22 protein-coding genes and 1 riboswitch are annotated in these 23,793 nt (G+C 51.4%); of the genes, 10 read left to right on the forward strand and 12 right to left on the reverse strand.

Annotation, left to right across the window (positions count from 1 at the left end; genetic code table 11):
• Positions 1 to 85: 85 nt before the first annotated feature.
• The 4 genes from ACO0LL_RS22415 to ACO0LL_RS22430 form a co-directional block, all read right to left on the reverse strand.
• A complete protein-coding gene (locus tag ACO0LL_RS22415; RefSeq protein ID WP_422953037.1) occupies positions 86 to 1,723 on the reverse strand; it encodes an amino acid adenylation domain-containing protein in 1,638 nt (545 codons plus the stop codon).
• A gap of 115 nt (positions 1,724 to 1,838) precedes the next feature.
• Entirely contained in the window at positions 1,839 to 3,899 is a 2,061-nt protein-coding gene (locus tag ACO0LL_RS22420) for an alpha/beta fold hydrolase (protein WP_422953038.1), read from the reverse strand.
• Between the two features lie 60 nt (positions 3,900 to 3,959).
• Positions 3,960 to 4,205: an acyl carrier protein gene (locus tag ACO0LL_RS22425; RefSeq protein WP_162059657.1), complete on the reverse strand. Its 246-nt coding sequence runs from the start codon at positions 4,203 to 4,205 to the stop codon at positions 3,960 to 3,962.
• On the reverse strand, positions 4,183 to 5,088 hold the full coding sequence (locus ACO0LL_RS22430; RefSeq protein ID WP_422953039.1) for a diiron oxygenase: 906 nt from the start codon (positions 5,086 to 5,088) through the stop codon (positions 4,183 to 4,185). The genes ACO0LL_RS22425 and ACO0LL_RS22430 overlap by 23 nt, the downstream gene beginning before the upstream one ends.
• Before the next feature lie 522 nt (positions 5,089 to 5,610).
• Between ACO0LL_RS22430 and ACO0LL_RS22435 the strand changes: the two genes are divergently transcribed.
• From ACO0LL_RS22435 to ACO0LL_RS22465, 7 genes are all read left to right on the forward strand, one after another.
• Positions 5,611 to 6,879, forward strand: coding sequence for an RNA polymerase sigma factor (locus tag ACO0LL_RS22435; protein WP_422953040.1), 1,269 nt, complete (start codon positions 5,611 to 5,613; stop codon positions 6,877 to 6,879).
• An 83-nt stretch (positions 6,880 to 6,962) separates the two neighbouring features.
• Positions 6,963 to 8,027, forward strand: a complete 1,065-nt coding sequence (locus ACO0LL_RS22440; protein WP_422953041.1) for an alpha/beta fold hydrolase — start codon at positions 6,963 to 6,965, stop codon at positions 8,025 to 8,027.
• A 148-nt stretch (positions 8,028 to 8,175) separates the two neighbouring features.
• Positions 8,176 to 8,598, forward strand: a complete 423-nt coding sequence (locus ACO0LL_RS22445) for a VOC family protein (RefSeq protein WP_422953042.1) — start codon at positions 8,176 to 8,178, stop codon at positions 8,596 to 8,598.
• A 36-nt stretch (positions 8,599 to 8,634) separates the two neighbouring features.
• Positions 8,635 to 8,991 carry a YciI family protein gene (locus tag ACO0LL_RS22450; RefSeq protein ID WP_422953043.1) on the forward strand — a complete coding sequence of 119 codons (357 nt, stop codon included), beginning with the start codon at positions 8,635 to 8,637 and terminating at the stop codon, positions 8,989 to 8,991.
• 11 nt (positions 8,992 to 9,002) lie between these two features.
• Positions 9,003 to 9,416 carry a VOC family protein gene (locus tag ACO0LL_RS22455; RefSeq protein WP_422953044.1) on the forward strand — a complete coding sequence of 138 codons (414 nt, stop codon included), beginning with the start codon at positions 9,003 to 9,005 and terminating at the stop codon, positions 9,414 to 9,416.
• A 54-nt stretch (positions 9,417 to 9,470) separates the two neighbouring features.
• Positions 9,471 to 9,875: a VOC family protein gene (locus tag ACO0LL_RS22460; protein ID WP_422953045.1), complete on the forward strand. Its 405-nt coding sequence runs from the start codon at positions 9,471 to 9,473 to the stop codon at positions 9,873 to 9,875.
• 316 nt (positions 9,876 to 10,191) lie between these two features.
• Positions 10,192 to 11,025 carry an alpha/beta hydrolase fold domain-containing protein gene (locus tag ACO0LL_RS22465; RefSeq protein WP_422953046.1) on the forward strand — a complete coding sequence of 278 codons (834 nt, stop codon included), beginning with the start codon at positions 10,192 to 10,194 and terminating at the stop codon, positions 11,023 to 11,025.
• 613 nt (positions 11,026 to 11,638) lie between these two features.
• Here ACO0LL_RS22465 and ACO0LL_RS22470 read toward each other — a convergent pair.
• The gene (locus tag ACO0LL_RS22470) at positions 11,639 to 12,208 is read right to left on the reverse strand and encodes an NAD(P)H-dependent oxidoreductase (protein ID WP_422953047.1); all 570 of its coding nucleotides are present in this window, start codon (positions 12,206 to 12,208) and stop codon (positions 11,639 to 11,641) included.
• Positions 12,209 to 12,297: 89 nt separating this feature from the next.
• Positions 12,298 to 12,999, reverse strand: coding sequence for a pirin family protein (locus ACO0LL_RS22475; RefSeq protein WP_422953048.1), 702 nt, complete (start codon positions 12,997 to 12,999; stop codon positions 12,298 to 12,300).
• Between the two features lie 119 nt (positions 13,000 to 13,118).
• On the opposite strand from ACO0LL_RS22475, the gene ACO0LL_RS22480 reads away from it, so the two are divergent.
• Both ACO0LL_RS22480 and gluQRS read left to right on the forward strand, forming a co-directional pair.
• Positions 13,119 to 14,036, forward strand: a complete 918-nt coding sequence (locus tag ACO0LL_RS22480; protein ID WP_422953049.1) for a LysR family transcriptional regulator — start codon at positions 13,119 to 13,121, stop codon at positions 14,034 to 14,036.
• A gap of 9 nt (positions 14,037 to 14,045) precedes the next feature.
• Positions 14,046 to 14,948, forward strand: coding sequence for a tRNA glutamyl-Q(34) synthetase GluQRS (gluQRS, locus tag ACO0LL_RS22485; RefSeq protein ID WP_422953050.1), 903 nt, complete (start codon positions 14,046 to 14,048; stop codon positions 14,946 to 14,948).
• Between the two features lie 108 nt (positions 14,949 to 15,056).
• Here the strand turns inward: gluQRS and ACO0LL_RS22490 are convergent, their stop codons facing one another.
• Entirely contained in the window at positions 15,057 to 15,545 is a 489-nt protein-coding gene (locus tag ACO0LL_RS22490; protein WP_422953051.1) for a hypothetical protein, read from the reverse strand.
• Positions 15,546 to 15,727: 182 nt separating this feature from the next.
• Positions 15,728 to 16,396 (reverse strand): hypothetical protein, encoded by a 669-nt coding sequence (locus tag ACO0LL_RS22495; protein WP_422953052.1) that lies wholly within the window; start codon positions 16,394 to 16,396, stop codon positions 15,728 to 15,730.
• Positions 16,397 to 16,714: 318 nt separating this feature from the next.
• A riboswitch (cyclic di-GMP riboswitch) is annotated at positions 16,715 to 16,801 on the forward strand.
• Between the two features lie 223 nt (positions 16,802 to 17,024).
• On the opposite strand from ACO0LL_RS22495, the gene ACO0LL_RS22500 reads away from it, so the two are divergent.
• A complete protein-coding gene (locus ACO0LL_RS22500; RefSeq protein ID WP_422953053.1) occupies positions 17,025 to 19,277 on the forward strand; it encodes a putative Ig domain-containing protein in 2,253 nt (750 codons plus the stop codon).
• 65 nt (positions 19,278 to 19,342) lie between these two features.
• On the opposite strand, the gene ACO0LL_RS22505 is transcribed toward ACO0LL_RS22500, so the two are convergent.
• From ACO0LL_RS22505 to ACO0LL_RS22520, 4 genes are all read right to left on the reverse strand, one after another.
• Positions 19,343 to 20,764, reverse strand: a complete 1,422-nt coding sequence (locus ACO0LL_RS22505; protein ID WP_422953054.1) for a multicopper oxidase family protein — start codon at positions 20,762 to 20,764, stop codon at positions 19,343 to 19,345.
• A gap of 292 nt (positions 20,765 to 21,056) precedes the next feature.
• Positions 21,057 to 22,466, reverse strand: a complete 1,410-nt coding sequence (locus ACO0LL_RS22510; RefSeq protein ID WP_422953055.1) for a TolC family protein — start codon at positions 22,464 to 22,466, stop codon at positions 21,057 to 21,059.
• Positions 22,467 to 22,667: 201 nt separating this feature from the next.
• Entirely contained in the window at positions 22,668 to 23,042 is a 375-nt protein-coding gene (locus ACO0LL_RS22515; RefSeq protein WP_422953056.1) for a hypothetical protein, read from the reverse strand.
• A 55-nt stretch (positions 23,043 to 23,097) separates the two neighbouring features.
• Complete coding sequence (locus tag ACO0LL_RS22520; protein WP_422953057.1) at positions 23,098 to 23,703, reverse strand: LysE/ArgO family amino acid transporter; 606 nt, start codon at positions 23,701 to 23,703, stop codon at positions 23,098 to 23,100.
• Between the last annotated feature and the right edge of the window lie 90 nt (positions 23,704 to 23,793).

Below are 23,793 nucleotides of genomic sequence, written 5' to 3' on the forward strand. Positions count from 1 at the left end.
TTGCCTCCTGTCTTGCCGATTACATCGTATACATAAAAAACCCGCCACACAGGACGGGTTCATCTCCTGCTGCACCTTCCAGGCATCATACGCCAGGAATAAGCTTTTCCACTTGCTGACCATCACTTTCTTTTGCCAGTTTTTGTAAGGCTGGATAATCGATCTTGCCATTCGAATTAAAAGGCATCTTGCGCAATTCAATCACATCCTGCGGCACCATGTAGGCAGGCAAATGCAGGGTACAAGCCTTGAGTATATCTCTTGATGATACGGTAAAGCCGCATCCATAGGCAAGCAAGCCCTGCACGCTGCCATCAGCAGCCACAGGCCAGGGTACTACTGCCACCAGGTCAGAACCGCCCAGGCGGCGTATCACTGCCTCAACCTCTTGCACTTCTACCCGGTAGCCGCGTATCTTGACCTGGTTATCGATGCGGCCACAGTACAGCAAGCCGACCTTTGCATCGACGCAGGCCAGGTCACCAGTGCGGTACCAGCGCTGCGCCTGCCGGCCCTCAAAATGCATGTTCAGAAAGCGCTGGCGTGTCAGTTCAGCATTTTCCCAATAACCCTGTGCCAGTTGTGAACCGCCCAGATACAGCTCACCAATTTCACCGTCAGCAACAGGATTAAAGTGCGCATCCAGGACTATGGTTTCCTGCCCTGGCAAAGGCTGGCCTATGGGCACGACAGGCAAGGCCGCAATGCGCTGATCACCGGCGTCGTAAGGATGCACGGTAAAGGCGATCGTTGCCTCGGTAGGCCCGTATAAATTCTCGATGATGGAATTGGGTGCGGCAGGTTGCCAGTCCTGCGCCAGGCTGGTGGGCAAAGCTTCACCACAAAACAGGCTGTACTTCAGGCTGGGCAAAACACCGGGGCGCAAGGCGTTGTAGCGTTTCAGGCAGGCAGCCAGCGATGGTACCGAGAACCAGTACGTTAATTCATGTTGTTGCACAAATTTAAGCGGCATCATCATGACACGCGCAGGCACACTATACAGGCAGGCACCAGCACTCAGGCAGACGAAAATATCATGTACCGACAAGTCAAAGGTAAAGTCAAAAAACTGGGTAAAGCGGTCGCCCTGCCCCGGTTGATAGCGTGCGATGATACTGGCGACATAGGTAGCAGCATTTTCATTCGTCACTGCCACGCCCTTGGGCAAACCCGTGCTGCCAGAAGTGAACAGGATATAGGCAACAGGGTTGGCCTTGACAGGCAAGCTCAGGCTGGCGGTATCGGCCTCGGCCATCTGGCGTTTCAAAATATAAGTGTGCTGGCTGGCGCTGGCAGTCCAGGTAGGCAAAGTCTCAGTCTCGGGCATCAGCACGGTCAAAGGCTCGGGATAAGCTTGCAGCAATTCTTTGGCTGCATCCATAGAGCGTTCATCCACCACAATCGAGGTCGATGCAGACAGCTCCACCATGCGCAAATTGCGCTGCACGGGGAACTTGGCATTCAGTGGCACATAGGCCATGCCTGCCATCAAAGTGCCAAGCACAGAAGCATACGCAGTAATGCTGCGATCGACCAGCAAGGCACAGCGCTGACGGCTGCAATCCTTGTTTTCGCGCGCCAGCGTGCGGGTAATCCTGGCTACACGCAACAGCAATTCTGCATAGGTATACACCTGTTCATCAACCCACAATGCATTGCTGTTAGGCTGGGCTTTAGCCGTATTGAAAAAACTGGCAATCAATAATTTTTGTTCTTTTTTCATGAAAATGTCTCCTCCCGGCCATGGTGATGGTCATGACCATGGCCGTCATTTCGCTACGACAAAAACAGCCGGGCAATGTCCGCAGACTTTCATGACGCGGACATTGCCATCAACATCAATTCAGGCTGGGTATCACTTGCTCCTGATGCTGCGCGACAAATTGCCTGATCATGGTCGCCAGGTCTTCATCATAGAAATGCGAGAAATGATCACCGTTTTCATCAAAGGACAATACCCCCTGCTTCAAGCCTGCGACCAGGAAACGGCCCACATCGGCATGCGTGACAAGATCCTTACCACCGACATGTACGAGCACAGGATGCGGGATATCGGCAGTCCAGGCGTCGTCTCTTTCATTGAACAGGCCGTTCATCATATTGGCGTAGCGGAACAATGATTCCGGCGTGCGGAAAGGTACGCTGGTCATGTACAGCAAGAAGGGGTCGGTACTGGTCAGTATGGTAGAAATCATCTTGCGGTCTTCACCATCATCTGAGGTTGCATGGGCACCATAGATGAGATCGCAGTACTTTTGGGCGAAACGATAATTGGCAGCAATCTTGGGGAAGAGTGTACGTATATTCTTTTCAAAATCGGTGATCTTGATTTCATTCGAAGCAGGTAAAGAGACGCCGCCATTCAGCAATACTGCCGATGAAATACGCTCAGGGAAAGCAGCCATGCTGCGCAGGCTGACCCGGGCACCGCTGCTCCAGCCAGCGATTGCTGCCTTGGCGATGCCAAAGTGGTCGAGTATCGCCACCATGTCTTTGGCATGGGTCAAGGAATGACACTTTTCCAGATCAAATTCATGGGTGATCGCTGGTACCCAGCGGCTTTCCCAGGTGATGACGTGAAACTGGTCAGACAAGCGCTGGGCCAGCGGGAACATGAAGTCAGATGGCATGCCATAGGCATTTGCCAGCACCAGCGCAGGCTTGCTCTTATCACCCAGTGTCAACACACATAATTCAGTACCATCTTCTGCCGTCACCTGAGTGCGGTTGAAAGTAGTGCCACTTTGTTGCTCATCGAGTTCCTTGATAAAGGCAGTCAGGTAAGTACCGTAATCAGCCCAGCTCAAGCCCACATGTTTGGGCAGGCTGCGGGCAAAGTTCTTGATGGTGCGGTAGTAGCCGCCATAAAACACGGTACGTTTATCGAATAATTCTTCTATCGCCGTCGCTGGGGTGTCGCGCTCAGGTACGAAATTGATGCTTTTCATGCCGAGTGCAGTATCAATTTTTTCCAGCATGGTCTTGACATTGAGGTCGCTGGAATTGGTCAGGTGATACACCTTCTGATCACCAAAGCCGATATTGCTCAGATAGATCATGTCGAACACGCATTGATCGACCGGCACCAGATTGCCCGCAGCAGCGAGGTCACCGATGAGGCGCAAAGGTGTCTGCAATTTGCTCAGTGTTTCGCGCAGGCGGTACATTTCCTGCGTCAGGCCATAGATACCAAAGCGCGTGCCACCGCTGCGGCGTGATGCCAGCGGCCCCATGATGATGGCAGGACGCAGGATACGATAATCCAGGCCGTTGGCATCGCAGTATCTGGCGACTTCATGCTCGCCTTCATTTTTACTGCTCTCGTAAAAATTGTTGTAGGCAATATCAACGGGATGCAGGCTCTCCGGTATTTCACCAGCCACACGACCAGAAGTATAGGCAGTAGAGATATGCAGGTAGTGCTGGCAATGCACACGCCGCGCCAGATCCATCACATTCTGAGTGCCGTTGATATTGTGATGGTAAATTTCTTCCTTGTGGCGGTCTTCAAACTTCAGGCTGGCCGCACAATGCCAGAATTCGCTGATACCCGCCGCTGTGAGTTTTTCCAGGTCATTCTTGCTGATCGCACACATGGTCTCGGTCATATCGCCGAGTATGTATTCCAGCTTGCTGTCGATGTCGGCTTTGGGGATGGGTTGGTTGTAGGCAGAGGCGCAGACAGCCAGCGCATCATAAACACGCTGCCTGGCATGTTCCTGCGATTCTCCCCTGACCAGCACATAAATCTTGCCACTCTGGCGCAAACGCCAGAACAGGAAATTACTGCCGAGGAAACCGGTAGCACCGGTGAGGATAATATTCTTTGTCGTATTGCGGTGACGGTTGGTCAGTTCCAGCAAATCGCCATAGCGATAGTCAGTCAATTGGTGTTCCATGGTTTTTTCCTAGTCTAAGTTTTCTGTATTTTTTCTGTATGGGTGGTGGAATGGAATGCCCTATTCCATATAATGCTGTTGCACCCTGTCCAGGGTTCTGACCTTGTCGAGCACGGTGTCATCGACGACAACTTCCCTGCCGCTGATTTCTTCTATGAGGAGTACGTATTCCACAAAACTCAGGGAATCGACGACATCGTTTTCTATGAGATCAAGGTCGAAGGGAATATCGGACAGATATTTTTTCTTTGACAGCAACCACTGTTTAACTTCATTGATCTTGTCAAGACTGATAAGCTGGTTCAAGACTGGTCTCCTGTTTTAATAAATTGGTGTAGCCCAGCAGGGCCAATACTTTTTTCAGCAATTCACGTGCGTGAAAATCCTGCCGCGCCGGGTCAGCCAGCAGTGCACTGCGGATTGTCATGCCGCTGGCAAAACCAGCATCGCGGTACATCGCCGGGTTGTAGAGGGACTCGATGGTCACCTGCACATATTTGCGCAAGTGTCGCGAAACTTTGTCCAGCACTTCTGGCGCATAGTCATTGCTGATGCCATCTGCCAGCCTGGCCAGCAAGGCACGGCCAAAGGTGATGTGGCGCGACTCATCGTTGCGGTGCGCCTCATTGATCTCGCGGATGAAGGGATGCACGCGCTCATCAAGTGCAATCTTCAGGTTGTAGTAATGGCCGACTTCTTCAAAAATAAAAATCTGTGCAAAGCGGACGAGGATAGTCAGCCTGGGGTCAAGCTTCAGTTCAGTCAGTTGTATTTTCTTGTTGCCATAAATCTTGCCCCCGTAGTTTTCGCAGAATTTGGCGAAATACCACATGTGCTGGTTTTCTTCGTCAATGAAGTGATGCAGGTAATCATTGGCTTCTTTCAGCATGGGAGTGTGCAAGAGCTCTGCCACACCTGCTATCAGCTCCTGCTCACCTGTCACATTCAGGCTGAAGAGGTTGATGCATTCCCATTTACTGAGCAGTTTGCGTTGTGCCTCGCTGGCCTGCTCGTAGTAAGCTGTGCCATGGATGGTCAGCAGTTCAGGGCTTACCCACCAGTCCTTCTCACTGATATCATCCACCCAGTCAAAGCGGGTGAAGCTGAAGACGTGCCTGTCACGTGACAATTGCACCAGTCTGGCGAGCCGGTCGGTGTATATACTTTCGGCACTTTGGTTCATGCTCATCTTTCTTTGTCTCCATTGATGCAGATCAATACGTTAAAATTTAGTCTAGCTATTTTTAGATGTCGCTTTAACTACATTAATAAAAGTCCAACATCAGCGTCCATGGAATTTGATAGAATTTTTCATCTAAGTTTCTGGCACAAAATTTGATTTACAGAAACTTTGCAGACATACAAAAATAGCGGGAAAACACCTTGTTTGAGACGGGGCAGACGCGTACCAACGGGGCTTGCCAGAGGGTATTTTTGTATTCTGGAATTGATCTCAGGCACGACCAGACCACTTATCAATTAGTGGTAAAAAAAGCACAATCGATCTTTTTTTAAAATCATGAAAACATTGACGTGATGGAAATTTGCCTGGAATTCATGTTTTTAAAGCATTGCTCTCCAAGAGTGCGCTAGAATCAGCCAACTCTATTTCTGGTACGGAAAATGCAGAATTTATCGATTCTTCAGGCTTTTTATGTAAGCCGGGCCAGTATTCAGGTAATCATCAAAGCTTCAAACCGCAATTAAGCGCATGACGACTTCCGTTAGCGATAACACCCGGCAATTGGTGGAAGGCATATACCAGCAAGAGTCGCGTCGGGTCTTTGCGACCCTGGTACATCTGCTGGGTGACTTTGATCTGGCCGAAGAAGCCCTGCACGAGGCCTTCAAGGCAGCGTTGGAGCAATGGCCGGACAAAGGCGTACCTGAATATCCCCACACCTGGCTGGTATCGGCAGGACGCTACAAGGCCATCGACAGCATACGCAGGCAAAAACGCTTCGACCCGCTGGACCAGCACACAGAAACCGTAGAGGCGCTGGTAGACGAAACATCCCAGCCTGGTGAAGCTACGCTTGAAGCGACAATCATGGAAGACGACAGGCTGCGCCTGATCTTCACCTGCTGTCACCCGGCACTGGCAGCCGATGCTCAGGTTGCGCTGACCTTGCGTGAAGTCTGCGGCCTGACGACGGAAGAAATCGCCCATGCCTTTTTGACCCCCGCCCCTACTTTGGCGCAGCGCATCGTGCGTGCAAAAGCAAAAATACGTGATGCCAGAATCCCTTATCAGGTACCAGAAAAAGAAGAATTGCCAGCGCGCCTGCATAGCGTGCTCAGGGTCATTTATCTGGTCTTTAATGAAGGCTATTCCAGTTCTGCCGGTGACTCAGCCTTGCGCCTGGATCTGGCGGCAGAAGCCATACGGCTGACACGACTGTTACAGGAATTATTGCCCGAGCCGGAAGTCAGCGGTTTGCTGGCGCTAATGCTTTTGCATGAATCGCGCCGACCTGCCCGTACTGATAGCCAGGGTGAATTGATCGCACTGGAACAGCAAGACCGGCAATTATGGAATCAGGCACTCATAGCCGAAGGCTGTAAGCTGGTAGAGCAGGCTTTACGCTCTGGCCGCTTTGCGGCCTATACACTGCAGGCGGCAATATCTGCGGTCCATGCAGAGGCTGTTACTTATGCAGAGACTGACTGGCCACAGATTGTTGGCCTGTATGATGCGCTGCTGCGGGTAGAAACCAGCCCCGTCATAGAACTGAATCGCGCCATCGCGATTTCCATGTGCGATAAGGGATTAAAGACAGGCTTGCAACTGGTCATCGCCTTGCTGGAAAAACAGGAAATGCAAAACTACCATCTGGCACATGCAGCCAGAGCTGACCTGTGCCGCCGCAATGGTGACCTGGTACAGGCAAAGCTGTCCTACGAACAGGCACTGAAGCTCTGCAAACAGGAACCTGAAAAACGCTTTATTGAACGCCGCTTGCAGGCACTCATAAGTTAGAGTTTTCATCTGATACTCATCAGTTTTTACTAAAATCAGTTTTACTAAAAAATAAAAACGACCGCCCCCACCTTAGGAGATATATGGCAAAACTGCATCACGTCCTTCCCACTTTGTTCATGAGCCTGCTACCTGCACTATGCCAGGCGCAAGCAACACCAATTTCACCAGGCCTTGCCTGCAAGTCTGCAACGCAAGCCATCAATGAGGAAGGTTTTGTAGAGCTGGGCGGCATACCCCAATGGGTAACCATCAAGGGCCGGCATTGCAGCAACCCCGTCATCCTGATCGTGCATGGCGGGCCTGGCAATACCATGAGCCCGTATGGCACGGCGATTTACGGTGCATGGGAAAAAGATTACACCGTCGTGCAATGGGACCAGCGTGGCGCGGGCAAGACCTTCGGCAAGAACAAACCCGATGAAGAAACGCCTTTGACAATTGCACAAATGGCTGATGATGGCACCGCCCTTGCGGCTTATCTGACCCAGCATCTTGGGAAGAAGAAAATCATACTGACGGGCAGTTCATGGGGTTCCATACTCGGTGTGCAGATGAGTCTGTCGAAACCTGAATTATTTTATGCCTATGTTGGTACTTCTCAGGTTGTCAGCTACAGGGCAAACCAGGCTAGTAGTTATAAGCAGGTGTTACATCTGGCGCAGGCTGCCGGTGATCAGGAGACCGTCACAAAAGTAAGCGCACTGGGTCCGCCACCGTGGACCAATCCGCGTAACTTCGGCATTTTGCGCAAGGCTATCCGCAAATATGAAGCACTGCGCACAGACCCTGCGCCCAAAACATGGTGGGCATCTGATCCGGCCTATGCCACCCCCACAGCGCTGGCAGATTACGAAGCTGGCGAAGATTATTCCTTCCTGAAATTTGTCGGTTACAAGGGTGACGGCATGTTCAGCACCGTGGATTTTCCTGCCACGGCAAGCAAATTCGCCATCCCGGTCTTTTTTGTACAGGGCGCAGAAGATTTATTGACCATGCCTGAGATCACCAAACAGTATGTGGATAGCATTAGCGCACCGCAAAAAGAATATATCGTCGTGCCACGCGCCGGGCATGATCCAAATTTGCCATTTATTGAGGCACAATTAAAACTGCTCAATGAACGTGTGCGAGCCTTGAGCAATTAATGCTCACGGGCAATTTTTCAGATATCTAAAAAAATTAAATATTTTTTTGAAGTAGTGTCGATTTACTGTCAGGCCATTCGACTATCAGATGTGGAGACGCTTTCACACGAGAATCCAACCAATTGATAATTGATAAAAGGAAATGACCATGCCACATCCTATCGCTTACCTGTCCTTCAATGGCAACTGCAAGGAAGCCATGTCTTACTATGAGCAAGTCCTCGGCGGCAAAATCACCGTCATGATGAGTGGTGCCGACTCTCCCATGGCTGCGATGATACCGCCAGAATCTGCCCACCGTATCCTGCATGCACGTCTGGAATTGCCAGATGGTGGCTTGCTGTTTGCAGGTGATTGCCCACAGCAAATGCCATATGACGGTATCAAGGGCGTCTCGTTCACACTGAATTACGACACCACGGAAGAAGCCGGCAAGATTTTCAATGCGCTGGCAGAAGGTGGCCAGGTGACCATGCCAGTGCAAGCTGCATTCTGGGCTAAGTCATGGGGCATGCTGGTTGATAAATACGGCACTCCCTGGATAGTCAATGGCGAACCACTGCCACTGTAATCAGACCACCGTTAATCCATCCTTGCCGGAGTTCCTATGAAATACCTATGCCTGGTTTATCTCGACAATGAACACTGGAATGCCTGCCCGGATGAAAAATGCGGCATGTATGCTCAGGGCCTTATTGATAGCGGTCATATGCTGGCGGCAGAACCCCTGCATCCTGTCCATACTGCCACCACGGTCAGGGTAAGGAATGGGCAATTGTCGGTCACAGACGGCCCATTTGCCGAAACCAAGGAAATGCTGGCTGGTTTTTATCTCATCGATGCACGAGACCTGAATGAAGCCATACACCTGGCTTCCAAAATCCCGCCAGCCCAGCATGGCAGCATAGAAGTACGCCCCGTGCGAGCCCTGAACCTGCCTGCTGAGGCAGTAAGTGCAAATTAAAGGAGAACGACATGCATAAGCAATTTTTTGTCAATCTGCCAGTCAAAGACCTGGCACGTTCCAAACAATTCTGGAGCAGCCTTGGTTACAGCTTCGATCCCAAATTCGCCAGCGACAATGCTGCCTGCATTATCTTCGGTGAAAACATCCTGGTCATGCTGTTGACAGAAGAACTCTTTGCCAGCTTCGCCCACAAACCCGTCTGCGATGCCCATGAGCGTGTCGAAGTCTTGCATGCCATGTCCTGCGATGGCCGAGAGCATGTCGATACCCTGATTGCCAAAGCTAAAGCTGCCGGAGCCATCGTGCCTGATGAGCCTGAAGACCATGGCTTCATGTATGCACAGGGCTTCTATGACCTTGATGGCCATGGCTGGAATTGCTGTGCATGGGTACCTGAAGCTGAATGCAAACAAACAGCTTGAGGGCATGACTCACTGAGCCTGATCACACTAGTACAACAAATTAAGGAAGACAAAATGCATAAGCAAATTTTTGTAAATCTGTCTGTCAAAGACCTGCCCCGTGCCAAGGAATTCTGGAGCAGCCTGGGTTATAGCTTCGAAGCCAAATTCACCAATGACCAGGGCGCCTGTATGGTAATGGGCGAAAATCTGTTCGTCATGTTACTGGTGGAAGAATTTTTTGCCGGTTTCACTAACAAACCCATCAGCGATGCACGTGAACGCACCGAAGTATTGAACTGCCTGTCTTGTGATAGCCGCGAACATGTCGATAGCCTGGTCGCCAAGGCAAAGGCTGCGGGTGCCACCGTACCTAAAGAGCCAGTAGACCATGGCTTCATGTATGGGCATGGCTTCCACGATATCGACGGCCATGGCTGGGAATTGGTGTACATGGTAGCTGAAGGCGAGTGTAAATAAATCACTGTGTAAACTGAACTGAAATTGCCAAACCGCCTGCTTAAGCTACTTAAGAGGCGGTTTTTTTTATGCGCATACACTTTCAATTCCATGCAATTCATCACTGCAGACTCAAGCTTGGTCACACTGTCTGTCACATCTTCTTGCTGGCGCGGCATACTAGGATATCCCTATGTAAGACTCTTCATGCCGCAGGAAATATCAAATGCAATATTTTGGCCAGCCAATTAATCTGTTTAGATTCACATCCTTTTTATATCGCCTAATAAACTGTATCGCCCTAAGTCTGCTGGCAGCAGTTTCTGCAAACGCAGCCATGCCAGATGCTGCTTATGATATTCAACAAGGCATCATCTATCAGCGTAGCGGTGATGAAGTATTGACGGGTGATCTATACCGTCCCAAGGGAGACGGGAAATATCCGGTGCTGATTGCAGTGCACGGTGGTGACTGGCGTTTTGCTGATGCCAGCCTGTATAAACACTGGGGACCGTATCTGGCAAAAAATGGCTATGCCGTATTTGCCATTAATTATCGTCTGGTGAAGGAAAAGACAAATCTCTATCCAGCAGCAGTACATGACGTGCGCGCCGCCGTGCAATTCTTGCGCCAGCAGGCAGCAACTTACCAGCTTGATCCTGAACGCATGGGTTTGATGGGCGACTCAGCCGGAGCACAACTTGCCACTATCGTCGCACTGGCTGGCGATCAGCCGCCGTTCTCAGATGGCATGCAGCCGACTACCAGAGTCAAGGTTTGCATAGGCATTTATGGCAGCTATGATCTGACGGCAAAATGGGAACATTCGAATCGCCACTACCCGGACAATAATATTGCCCAGGGATTCCTTGGCAGCAGTCTCATCGATAACCGCAAAATCTATGTTGAGGCATCACCGTTATCTTATGTGACGCGGGATAATAACCAGACCCAATTCTTGTTGAGCTGGGGAGCGAAGGATAAGTTTGTTGATCCTGCTGGGCAGTCGATTGCCTTCATGCATGCATTGAAGCAGGCAGGGTTTTCTGTGCGTTCAGTCGTTTTGAAGAATGCGGGGCATTATTGGGCGTCTGAGCCTATCAGAATTCCGGGGACGGATTCTGGATATCTGGCACCGCGATTATTAGAATTTTTGAAGGAGAAGCTGTAGTGGCCTTAAGCGCGCCGGCTCATGATTTCAGGCTTGTATGTCATGGTTAGTCAGTAATTCGTTTTGCTTGAGCAACATGATATAGATTGAACGACCGCCCCCTCAAAGTCGTCATTCCTGCGTGCTTTTGGCAGGAATCCATCGGGCTGGCGCTCCAGCGGCGTTCTGGGCATCCGGTTATGCTTCATTAATTTCAGAATCGTTGTGTTTAAATTTCCTGACTTTAAGCACCTGCACACGTCATTTACGATTGCCAGTCGGGGGTAGCCCGACAGCTACATACCTTTCTTGCGTCGCCAAGAAAGGTATGCCAAAGAAGGCGACCCAGGCGTAGCCGCCCCTAAAGGGGTTCCCGTTTGTGCAGTACAAAAAATGGGAAGATCCGAAACTCGCTTCGCTCAGACAGCGGCTCTTCTTAATCCATTTTCTGTACAGCGCAAACGGCGGCTACACATAGAAACAGCAAAAAATCAAAAACAGCCCCAACGTCAAAAGCAACGTCACCACGACCTGTTTTTATATTTTTTGAGCCAGGGACTACTCGCAGCCTTAGTTTCACATAGAAAAAACCCGCCAATCAATCCGGCGGGTCCTCTTACTTCAACAACTCATCTCACTTAAACTTCGTAGCAACTTCCGCAATACGCTTACCAAACAATTTCGCCGTTTCCAGATCACCTGGCAGCGGGCCTTCTTCTGGTGAAGAGTCGGATGGGGATTGTGTCATCAGGCCGCTGAAGCTGGCGATGTAGTTGATGTCATTGCGTTGTGCAGCCTTGCTGTTGGATGGCATCAGGCCTGTACCTACCCAGATCATGGAGTGTTGCTGGGACAGGGTGAACAGGTAATGCAGCGTCGATAATTTGTCGCCATTCATGGAAGCAGAATTGGTGAAACCTGCGGCGATCTTGTCTTTCCAGACTTGGCTATACCATGGTTTGGAAGAAGCATCGGCGAATTTCTTGAATTGCCAGGATACTGTGCCCATGTAGGTTGGGGAACCAAAGACGATGGCATCAGCAGCAGCCAGGGTTTCCCATTGGGCGTCGGTGATATTGCCTTCGGCGTCAATCTTGATGAGTTCAGCATCAGCACCTGCAGCGGCTGCGCCTGCGTGTACTGCTTCTGCGGCCTTGGTGGTGTGGCCATAACCTGAGTGATAAATAATCGCGACTTTAGACATGTTTTACTCCAGTGTGGATATTGAGTTTTTACGTAAAAAGACAAATCACTGACGCGTTTTTGTGTCAGTGATTTGTCAGTATTTACTACTTAATGCGGCAGATCAAATACCAGTACTTCTGCCTGTTTGCCCTGCTCCAGCACGAGTTTTTCTTCGGCTGACATCATCACGGCATCGCCCTCTTTAAGGGACATGCCATTTACCTGCAATTCGCCACGTGCTATGTGGACATAGGTCAGGCGATCCTTTGCCAGTGCTACTTCCTGCTTTTGTTCTGCATCGAACAAGCCAATTTGCAGACGTGCGTTCTGGCGAATTTTGATGGAACCATCGGCACCATCACCAGAAACTACCAGACGCAAGCGGCCCTGTTTTTCTTCACGGCTGAATTCTTTTTCGCCGTAAAGAGGTTCGCCACCCAACTGGTCTGGCTGTATCCAGATTTGCAGCAAACGTGTGTGCTCGTTATTGGCCGGGTTGAATTCCGAATGGCGCACACCAGTACCTGCACTCATATACTGCACATTGCCTGGACGTATCGTACTGCCATTGCCCATGCTGTCTTTGTGCGCAATCGCACCTTCGAGGACATAAGTAATAATTTCCATGTTCTGGTGAGGATGCGTACCAAAACCCATGGCAGGAGCGATCCAGTCGTCATTAATCACACGCAATGGTCCAAAACCCATGTGCTCTGGATCATAATATTCTGCAAATGAAAAACTGTGATGTGATTTCAGCCAGCCGTGCTCGGCGTGGCCGCGATCTTGTGATGGTCTGAGCGTAATCATATAAGTCCCTTTCAAATTTCCTGAAGAATGTGTTCAGGCGATGTACACACTATATACATGCAAATTCTTTGACATAAGGGTAGAATTTCATACAACTCATTCAAATTATTTGAACAAGCATGAACCTGACCCTTGAAGCCCTGCAAATCCTCGACGCCATAGACCGCAAGGGCAGCTTTGCGGCAGCTGCGGCGGCCCTGGATAAAGTGCCCTCAGCCATCACCTACAGCATACGCAAGCTGGAAGAAGACCTGGATGTACTGCTCTATGACAGGCGTGGCCACAGGGCCAAGCTGACCATCGCGGGAGAGGAATTATTGCTGCAAGGCAGGCATTTGCTGAATGCCGCTCAGGAGCTGGAAAATCGCGTGAAACGTGCCGCCAGCGGCTGGGAGGCTGAGCTACGCATTGTCATTGATGGCATCATACAATTCGACGATATCATTCCCTTGATCAAGGAATTTGAACAACAGGCTTGTGGCACGCGCATTCGTATCAGCCAGGAGATATTGTCCGGCGTCTGGGAAACCATGGTGTCTGGCCGTGCTGACCTGGCCATAGGTGCCGCCTATTACGGGCCGGACGCCATACGCATGCAGGGTGAATTCCAGACCCGCTTGCTGGGCAGTGTGGAATGGGTGTTTGCAGTAGCACCGCAACACCCGCTGGCACAGGCTGCAGAACCGCTGACACCGGCGATTTTGCAGGCGCACAGGGCGATCGCCATCGGTGATACTGGCCTGACCCTGCCATCGATGACGGCTGGCTTGTTGAGCGGCCAGGACACCATGACCGTGCCCACCATGCATGCCAAGCTGGCAGCACAACTGGCAGGCCTGGGTTGCGGCCATTTGCCGCGCCGCCTTGCATTGCCCCATTTGCGCAGTGGTGCGCTGATAGAAAAGAAAACCAGCGCCCACCGCCCGCCAGAAGATAACCGCCTGGTCTGGCGCAATGCCAACAAGGGCAAGGCCTTGCTGTGGTTTTTACAGAAGTTGCAAGACCCTGTCGTGCAACGCATGTTGATAGGTAATTGAAGAACATCCATGCCAACAAAACAGATGATGCAAAAATACATAGGACGTTTCGCCCCTTCACCGACTGGCCCCTTGCATATGGGTTCGCTGGTCGCTGCCATGGCCAGCTATCTTGATGCAAAAGCCCATGATGGGCTATGGCTGCTGCGTATGGAAGACCTGGACTTTGACCGGAATGTCAAAGGCGCAGACCAGTACATTATTAACTCGCTGCAACGCTGCGGTATGCTCTGGGATGGCGACATCACCTGGCAAAGCCAGCGCCAGCATCTGTATGAAGCTGCCTTGCAAAAACTGGGCAATAATCTTTACCCCTGCGCATGCTCACGCAAGGAAATCGCTGATTCGCGCCTGCGCCTGGGTGACACAGCCAGTCAGATTTACCCGGGCACTTGCCGTCATGGTCTGGCAGATGGCAAGACAGCGCGTGCCTGGCGCTTGCGCGTACCAGATCAAATCTATCGCTTTGAAGACCGCATGGCTGGCATGCAGCAGCAAAACCTGGCGACCGAGGTGGGGGATTTTGTATTGAAACGTGCCGATGGTTTCTGGGCTTATCAACTAGCGGTGGTAGTCGATGATGCCGCGCAAGGCATCACGCATGCGGTGCGTGGCGCAGATTTGATAGATTCCACTGCACGGCAAATCTATCTGCAAGAATTACTGGACTTGCCCACACCGTATTATTTGCATGTGCCTGTCGTCACTAATGCAGATGGCGAAAAATTGTCCAAGCAAACCGGTGCGCTGGCTTTTGACCGTGGTGACAATGATGTGCTGCATGAAGCGCTGATACCGGCAGCACAATTTCTTGGACTGAACATGCCCTCATCAATCACTGACATTCCCACTTTCTGGTCAATGGCAATTCACATCTGGAAAGAAAAATTGCTCAGTATGGATAGAAGATAGACACAAGGGCTGCACTGCAGCCCTTGTTAATACCTATGACCTTTGATGTAAGCCAAAAATCGCCGGCCTTATTCACCGTTGAAATCTGGCAAGCAATTAATAGCCAAATTAATGTTCAGGATGTTCCCTGCCGCGCTCGTGTCCATGGCGCTCATGTTCATCGTAGCGCCTGTCGCGTCTGTCATCGCGCCAATACTCATCACGGCGATAGGCATCATGCCTGTAATTATGGTCACGATAATAACCATCACGGTAACGTGGCACTACCTGTGTGTTGTACCAGTTTTCCTGTACAAAATAGACCGGACGGCCGCAGGCATTATAGCTGTAGCAATAACGTCCCCAGTTGTTCCTGTGCACAGTTGGCACCACCAGATACACCGGAGGTTCAACAACGCGTACTCTTTCAATGATACGAGGTTCACGGTATATCACCTGTGGCTGGGGAAAGTTACCTACATCTACCTGACCATAAAATCCTGGCTGCCCAAATTGCACGGAAACACCGACATTCTGTGCCTGGGACTGCGCTGTCATGAACAAGGCTGCACAAGCAGCACCTGCCATCAATACTTTTTTGCATGTCATGGTTTTCATTGCGTACTCCTTTTTAATCACAGAAATACATCCTGCGCATATGCCTATAACGTCTGGCCTGCGCATCTGTTGACTTCTGTAGAAAATATTTTGCTTGAGCATGGGCAACAGGTCTGTGCGTTATCCAACACACAGACCTGTCATGACAAATGAAAACTTCTCAAAAAATATCGTAGTGCAACTTATTTTATAGGAAAATCGGCACCCCATTGCTGCGCTTTTTGATCAAGAATGGCGCGACGCTCTGCCGATATTTTCGTCGTTAGTTGGGCGAGTGTTGTACGGTGCGATGCACAGGCATACTTGGCATCGCGCTTGCCAAATTGACGCTTGAGCACGCATTCGAGCTGATTGGCACCAGCCACATCTTCATAAGCTGTTTCCAGTGATTCTGGTAAGACGTCCAGATATCGCAAGACCAGCTGCGCCGACATGCCGCGATAAGCCGGATCGCTCGCGCCAGCCTGATGTGTGTATTTGACGGCGTCTTTCAATGCGGCAAAGGCATCTGCATTTTTCTTGATGTTCGGGATACTGGGATTGGATGTTGTTTCACTCGTGCCATCTGCACTGCTCATGGTCATTGACCATCCTGATTTTTCAGTGATTTTTTCTTCCAGGCATGCGAGGCGGTTATTTGCCTCTGCCGCAACATAGGTTTGCGCCTCTACATTGCCCTCTGCAGCGAGTTTGCGGTTCTTAGCCAACCACTCCTTGAAATCTGCACGCAAAGGTTTTGCGGTAATCAAGTCGCAATCGTCCAGGCTGATTTTTGCAGCCTGCGAGTTTGCGCAAGTGAGTGCCAGACCAAGCAGAAAAATAGTGCGGGAAATTGTTGAAGAATGTTTCATGTGCATTTTGTTATGTTCAATTCAAATAAAAAAGGATACGAATCCTGGCCCGCGATGCTGCCATGACGGATTTAATAGTGGAAATGATTTTACAAATTAACACTTTTGTTGTATTCAAAAGCCAGCAAAACAACTATTTTCATTTTCCATTATCAAAGCGAAATCGAAGTTTGTTTTAGCTGCATGATTTCAACAATCCTTGACATTTTTCCGCTTTCATTTGGGCGGAAATATTCATATCCTGAATTCGTCATTTAGACGTTTGAAATAGATGTTTCAAATAAATGTTTCAAATAGATGATTCAAATTAGTTTCCAAAAAACTTGAGGGCAAACCCGTTGAAAGATGGGGACGCAAAGCCACCGGCCTACAGCGCATATGCGCCATGGCAGCGGGGTTACCGGTGATGTTGTCGTTGCAGTTGTTAACTGCCGCGCATGACTACCGAATCACCGCCCTCTGCTGATATCGGAGTGCACACGTGATTAATTCAAAAAGAACAGTTTCCAACTCATTTAGCTCATTCAGTTCAATCAGTTCACTTAGCTGCCTGAGTATTTTAATAAGCGCAAGCATACTTACAGCTTGCGGCGGTGACAGCCCCCAGGTCAGCAATGCTGTTGTCGCATTGCCACCCGCAGAAGTTGCTACAGGCACGACTACACTGGAAATCTCAGTACCAGTTCTGCCACCTGATGTGGCGGCGCTGAATACCCAACCAACATTTCATCTGGCCCCGGTATTGCTGGATGCACCTGCCGATATTGATGCGATTGATGGCAGCAGATCAGCCCGCATGCCTGCAGCGATGCAAGCCATACCACGCGAATGGCAAGGTGTACGTGGCCGTGGTTTAACAGTGTCGGCGATACGCGCTCTGCCCCGTCCACAATTCACACCGGCTCCTATCGCGACGGGCCAGGGTGATGTGTTGCCATCTGCTGGTACAGGGGTAGTATCTACTTTTACACCAGCACAAATACGCACCGCCTATGGCATGCCAACACTGCCAGCCAGCCTGAGCAGCCTCACTGCAGCGCAGGCTGCACAACTCGGCGCAGGCCAGACTATCTACATCGTCAATGCAAAACATGATCCCAATATCATGGCTGAACTGAATGCCTTCAATCAGAAATTTGGGCTGCCTGCATGTACCGTAAAAAGCATTGCCGCCAACGCAAGCTTGCCTTTGGCTGCGGCATCAAGCGCGGCAGGATGTGAATTCTCTGTCGTGTTCAGCACCAGTGCAGGTGGCATGAGCAGCACCACACCAGCTTATGATTCTGGCTGGGCAACCGAGATCGCACTTGATGTGCAATGGGCACATGCGACTGCACCACTGGCACGCATCATCCTTATTGAAGCGTCCGATTCTTCGATGAGTAATATGGTCGGTGGTATACGGCTGGCCAATGCCATGGGGCCGGGCGTGGTGTCCATGAGTTTTGGCTCATCCGAAGGCAGCTGGACTGCAGGTGTAGAAAGCACATTCACGACAGCAAAAATGACTTATCTTGCCGCATCCGGTGACAATGGCCCCGCTGTTGAATGGCCAGCAGTGTCACCGAATGTAGTAGCAGTGGGCGGCACCAGCCTGACTTATTCTGGTAGTAGCAGGACAGAAGTAGCCTGGGCAAATACCGGTGGTGGTGTCAGTGCTTATACGGCCACACCTGCCTATCAAAATACGACAGTACCAGGCATGGGCGCACCTGCCCGCAGGACAGTGGCTGATGTGTCCATGAATTCTGATCCAAACACTGGCCAGTATGTCGCCGTCATGACACCAGGCAGCAGCACAGTCAACTGGGTCAGTGCTGGTGGTACCAGCCTGGCGACACCGCAGTGGGCAGGCATCATCGCGGTCGCCAATGCGACTCTGGTGCAGGCTGGCAAAACAGTACTGGGTGCACCCCACGCCGTGCTGTATAACAAAATCTCCAGCGTACCAGGCAGTTATGCCAGTGTATTTGCTGACGTTGCCAAGGGCAGCAATGGCAGTTGTGCCGCTTGCACAGCCAAGACCGGGCATGATCAGTTGACTGGTTTGGGTACACCGAATGTCAGCAACTTGCTGAGCACACTCAGCGGCACTGTCATCACACCAGCACCAACGGTGGCATCTGCCAGTATCAGTGGCCAGACCGGCACGGCATTGAGCTTTACAGTGTCAGCAAGTTCCAGCAATCCCCTGACTTACAGTCTGAGTGGTAATCCATCGGGCATGACGATCAGCAGCGCTGGCAACGTCACCTGGGCCACACCTGTTGTGGGCACTTATACCGTGACCGTGAATGCGCTGGATGCAGCAACGGGCCAGAGTGGCAAGGGTACATATACTGTGACGATTACAGCGCCTGTGCCGCCTGCGGTGACTGCCAGCACCATCAATGGCGTGGCAGGCAGTGCCTTGTCGTTCAATGTAAACGCGACTTCAGCCAATGCACTGACTTACAGCCTGAGTGGCGCACCGTCCGGCATGAGTATCAGCCAGACAGGTGTCGTCAGCTGGACCAGCCCGCTGGTAGGCAAATATGTGGTCACTGTCATCGTCAAAGACAGCAAGACAGGATTAAGCAATCAGGCGGTATTCAACATCAGCATCGTCGCATCTGGCCTGAGCATCAATGCACCAGCCATGACGGGTGTGGCTGGCAAGGCTTTGACGGGCACCATCAGCATCTCGGCGCCTGGCGCAACGTCGCTATCTATCTCTATCAGTGGCGCGCCACTGGGTTTGAACTTTGCGATGAGCGGCATGAATATCACAACCAGTTGGAGCAGCCCCGTGACCGGCAACTACACCTTGAAAATCACCGCAACTGATAACACTGGCAGGAGTGCAACTGTGAATATGCCTGTGACCATTACGGCGAAATAAGAAAGTAAATGTAAGGTAAGATTGGGGAAATCAAGTTTACTGATTTCCCCATTTTTTTATGAAACTTAATGCCCGCTATGACCTTGCGGCTTGCGCACCTGTACTTCAAGCTCCGGCATGGCACGTGAGCCATGCTTCATGCCAGCATGCGTATCAACAGGCTGAGCCGGCTGGCGCGGTGCATCTGCCACCGGTCCGGCATATTCAAAAGCGACAGTTCCCTTGGGATGCCGGAACCAGCCAGGGTCTTTATAATCCCCCGGCTTCTGGTCTTTGCGCACCTTGACTACGCTGAACATGCCGCCCATTTCCAGCCCGCCAAACGGCCCCTCGCCTGTCATCATGGGCAGAGTATTGTCAGGCAAGGGCATTTCCATAGTGCCCATGTCGGCCATGCCCTTGTCCCCCATGGTCATGTAAGCGGGAATGAGTTTGTTGATTTTGTCTGCCACGTCCTTGTGATCAACACCTATCATCGACGGCACATTATGGCCCATGGCATTCATGGTGTGATGGCTCTTGTGGCAGTGGAAGGACCAGTCGCCTTCTTCGTCGGCGACAAACTCCACCTGGCGCATCTGGCCGACGGCAATATCCGTCGTTACCTCGGGCCAGCGTGCAGTTCTTGGTACCGGGCCGCCATCTGTGCCTGTCACGGTGAATTCATGGCCATGGATATGGATGGGGTGGTTGGTCATCGTCAGATTACCTACGCGTATCCTGACTCTGTCATTCTTGCGCACGTTCAGGGTATCAATGCCGGGGAAGACGCGGCTATTCCATGTCCACAAATTAAAGTCTGTCATGGTCATGATATTAGGTTTGAATGCACCTGGCTCTATGTCATAAGCACTGAGCAGAAATATAAAATCCCTGTCGACTTCATCAATCTGCGGATGCTTATTTTTTGGATGGGTAACCCATGAGCCCATCATGCCCATCGCCATCTGCGTCATTTCATCAGCATGTGGGTGATACATGAAGGTACCCGGGCGACGTGCGACAAATTCATAGACAAAGGTCTTGCCCGGCTGTATTGACGGCTGGGTCAGGCCGGATACGCCGTCCATGCCATTTGGCAGGCGCTGGCCATGCCAGTGTATGCTCGTATGTTCAGGCAAACGGTTGGTGACAAAGATGCGTACCCTGTCTCCCTCCACCACCTCTATCGTCGGGCCCGGACTTTGGCCGTTATAACCCCATAGATGCGCTTTCATGCCGGGTGCCATTTCGCGCACGACTGGCTCTGCCACGAGATGGAACTCCTTGACACCATTATTCATGCGCCATGGTAGCGTCCAGCCATTCAGGGTCACGACCGGATTGTATGGGCGACCGTTCTTGGGCTGCAGTGGCGGCATGGTATCCGGGCTAATTTGTGTGACTGCTTCTGGCAAGGCTGCCAATACCACCTTGCTGACGGTGCTTGCTGCGAGTGCCCCGCCGGCGATGCTCGCCAATTTAAAAAAATCTCTTCTTGTACTCATGTTATTTCCTTCGCAGATATAGAACTCATTTCATAAATAGGATGAGTGCGAACAAGACGATTTGGGATGCAGTGCAAGGCGTGACGCGTAGCTAAGGCTGGTGCCTTAGCAAGCGGCACAACGCAGCAATGCGCCCAAATCGTCAGTTCCCGAAGGGTTTGCCTCATAACGCGTGCTGGACTGCGTTGGACTCGTTGTCAATAGGCAAAGCTATTGACTGCCTCGTCCGCCTTGCCAGCCCACGTTATGAGACAAACGCATCTCAACCTATTTATGAATTGAGTTCTAGAGATCAATGCGCTGCTTCTGCCGTGGCAGTTGATTTAACGGGATTCAGATTACTTGCTGACGGGCGCCCCAGCAACTCAGCCTGCAAGGCTGCATCTGCCAGCCAGAATTGTTGTTCTGCATTGATGGCGGCCAACACACTATTGATTTGTTCGCGGCTGTCGGCCAGCAATTCAAATACGCTGATGAACATGCCGTTGTAGCGCAACTGGTTTTCTGCCGAGATGCGTTTGCGCAAAGGCAGTATCTCGTCGCGGTATTGCCGGGCGATATCGTACATGTTGCGATAGGCTGAGTAGCTGACACGCAAGTGTGAACCAGCATTGTTCACCGTCGCCTGCAGGCGATAACTGGCGGCCAGGGTATTCGCATTCATGGCCGTTCTCTGCGCATCACCCCAGTCAAATAGGGGCAACCTCAGGCTGACCTCAACACCACGTTTGATCTCACCATGTCCCGCTGCATCAAAATTGGTGTCGCGCCTGATACCCAGTTCGATATCGGTAAAGCTGCTAACCAGACTCAGACCCTGGCGTGCTGTGGCGGCATCAAGCTCCTGTTTTGCCAGTTGTATGTCAAGACGGTTTTTGCTCGCTTGGGGACCCAGGCTTTCTGCGGCCAACGGTGCTGCTGGCAAATCCGGCAGACGCTCAGGTAAATTCAGTGTTTTTTCCTGTTCATCATTCAGACCCAGCAAGCGCACCAATTCTTCACGGGTGGCGAGACTGGCATGCCGGGCAAAACTGAGCTGTGCCACCGCGTCAGCCTTGAAAGCCAGTTGGCGCGAAGCCTGCAAGTTATTGAAATTGCCCGCCTTGTGCATGCGCTCTGCCAGTATGGCGCTGGCATCGGCCGCTTCACCGACTTGTCTGGCATATTCCAGGCTCTGTTGTGCTGCGACTGCCTTGACCCAGGCAACACGCACCAGGCTGACGCTGTCTATGACATCCAGGCTCAACTGCGTCTGGCCCTGTGCCAGGCTATGCTGTGCCATGGTCTGCCTTTGCGGCAGGCTCAGTAAGTCCAGCAGGCCAAAACTCAGCAAACGGCCCAGTTCCAGTTCACCTGACTGGCGGTTGCGTTCAAACGTAAAAAGCGGATTGGTGATGCGGGCGCTTTGCGCTGCGCTTGCGCCTGCAGCCTGATGCTGCGCCAGCATGGCTTGCAAGGCTGGACTATTGAGCAAGGCCAGTTGTACAGCAGCGTCTTGCGACAAAGGTTGTGCCAACAAGCTTGCTGCCTGCTCCTGCATGTTTTTTTGTTGCTCAGGCTTGCTCGCCAGCGCCAGTTTGCCCTGGGTGTAAGCCGGATATTGCTGATTAAGTTTTTGCGTGCTCTGATCGATATCAAAACTGGCGCAGCCAGTCATCACCAGCAATGCCGGTAACAGATATCGGTAATGTATGTGCGACATGAAGTCCTCGCGGTAAAAAATGTGTTTCCGTCAAATGGGGGAAGTATTCGTAACTTGGGCTACCCACGCATGTTGGGCTGAGCTTGTAGGTTGGGCTACGGTTTACCAGCCCAACACTCGGCCTCAACAAACGTTAACCTTATTCAAACGCCCAGTGTTGGGCTGATAAGGCGCAGCCCAACCTACGAACAAACTAATTATTCAGACGAAAACAGCCTTAGGAGGACGTTCCAGCATACGCGCTGGCACAGATGCCGGTAACAGGACCGCCAATACCTGAGCATCATCATGCGCAGGTATAAATGCAGAAATTGAAGATGCAGGCATCAGGGCGATGCCCATACAACAGGGTGAAGAAGACTTGCAATGATCGCCGACCGTGCCTTTCACAGCTTCGGAGGGAGCGCCGCCAGCCTTGACAACTGGCTGGCAATGTTCATTGCCACTGGCAACAGCAATACCAGACTGGACAGGCATATCCATAGCGCAGCCTAGCTTACTGGCGACAGCAAAGCCCTGCAAGGGCAGCAGTACCAGTAACAGGCAAGCAATCAATAAACGCCAGGATTTTTTCATGCGCAGAAGTTATCACAATTCGGGCTTTTCAACAAACGTCCAGCTCAAAACCAGATCAACCCAGCATTAAATTAATCGCCAGCATCAGCATCACGATGCCGACCAGGCTATCCAGCACCCGCCATGCCACGGGTTTGGCAAACCAGGGAGCGAGCAGGCGCGCACCAAAGCCCAAAGCCGCAAACCAGATCGTCGCATTCAAGACGGCACCCACGGCAAACCAGTACTTGCCATTGCCTGGCTGCTGGCCACCTATGGCACCCAGCAACACCACCGTATCGAGATAGGTGTGGGGATTGAGCAAGGTCGCACCCAGCACTGCCAGTGTGGCCTTGCCAGCCGTCAGGCTCAGCTCCCCGGCTTCAGCGACCAGGCTTTGTTGGCTAGCTGCCGCCCGCAGAGAGCGCACGCCATACCAGATCAAAAACGCCGCCCCGCCCCAACGGGCTATCGTCAGCAAAACTGGCTGGCTATTGATCATGCCACCTATGCCCGCCACTCCGGCCAGTATCAGCAGCATTTCACACGCGATGCAGATCATCACCGTCAAAGCCACATGTTGTTTGCGCAAACCCATGCGCAAGACATGGGCATTCTGCGAACCGATAGCCATGATCAAACCTGCACTCATGCCCATGCCCTTGAGTATAAAAGCCAACATCATCTGTCTCCCGTTTGTCGATACAGGGAGTTTGGGCAAAAAAAGGTTTAATATGAAGTAAATTTAAAATATTTCCGATTTCATTAAATT

It is taken from the genome of Undibacterium sp. TC4M20W (assembly GCF_049340245.1).
Lineage (GTDB): Bacteria > Pseudomonadota > Gammaproteobacteria > Burkholderiales > Burkholderiaceae_D > Undibacterium.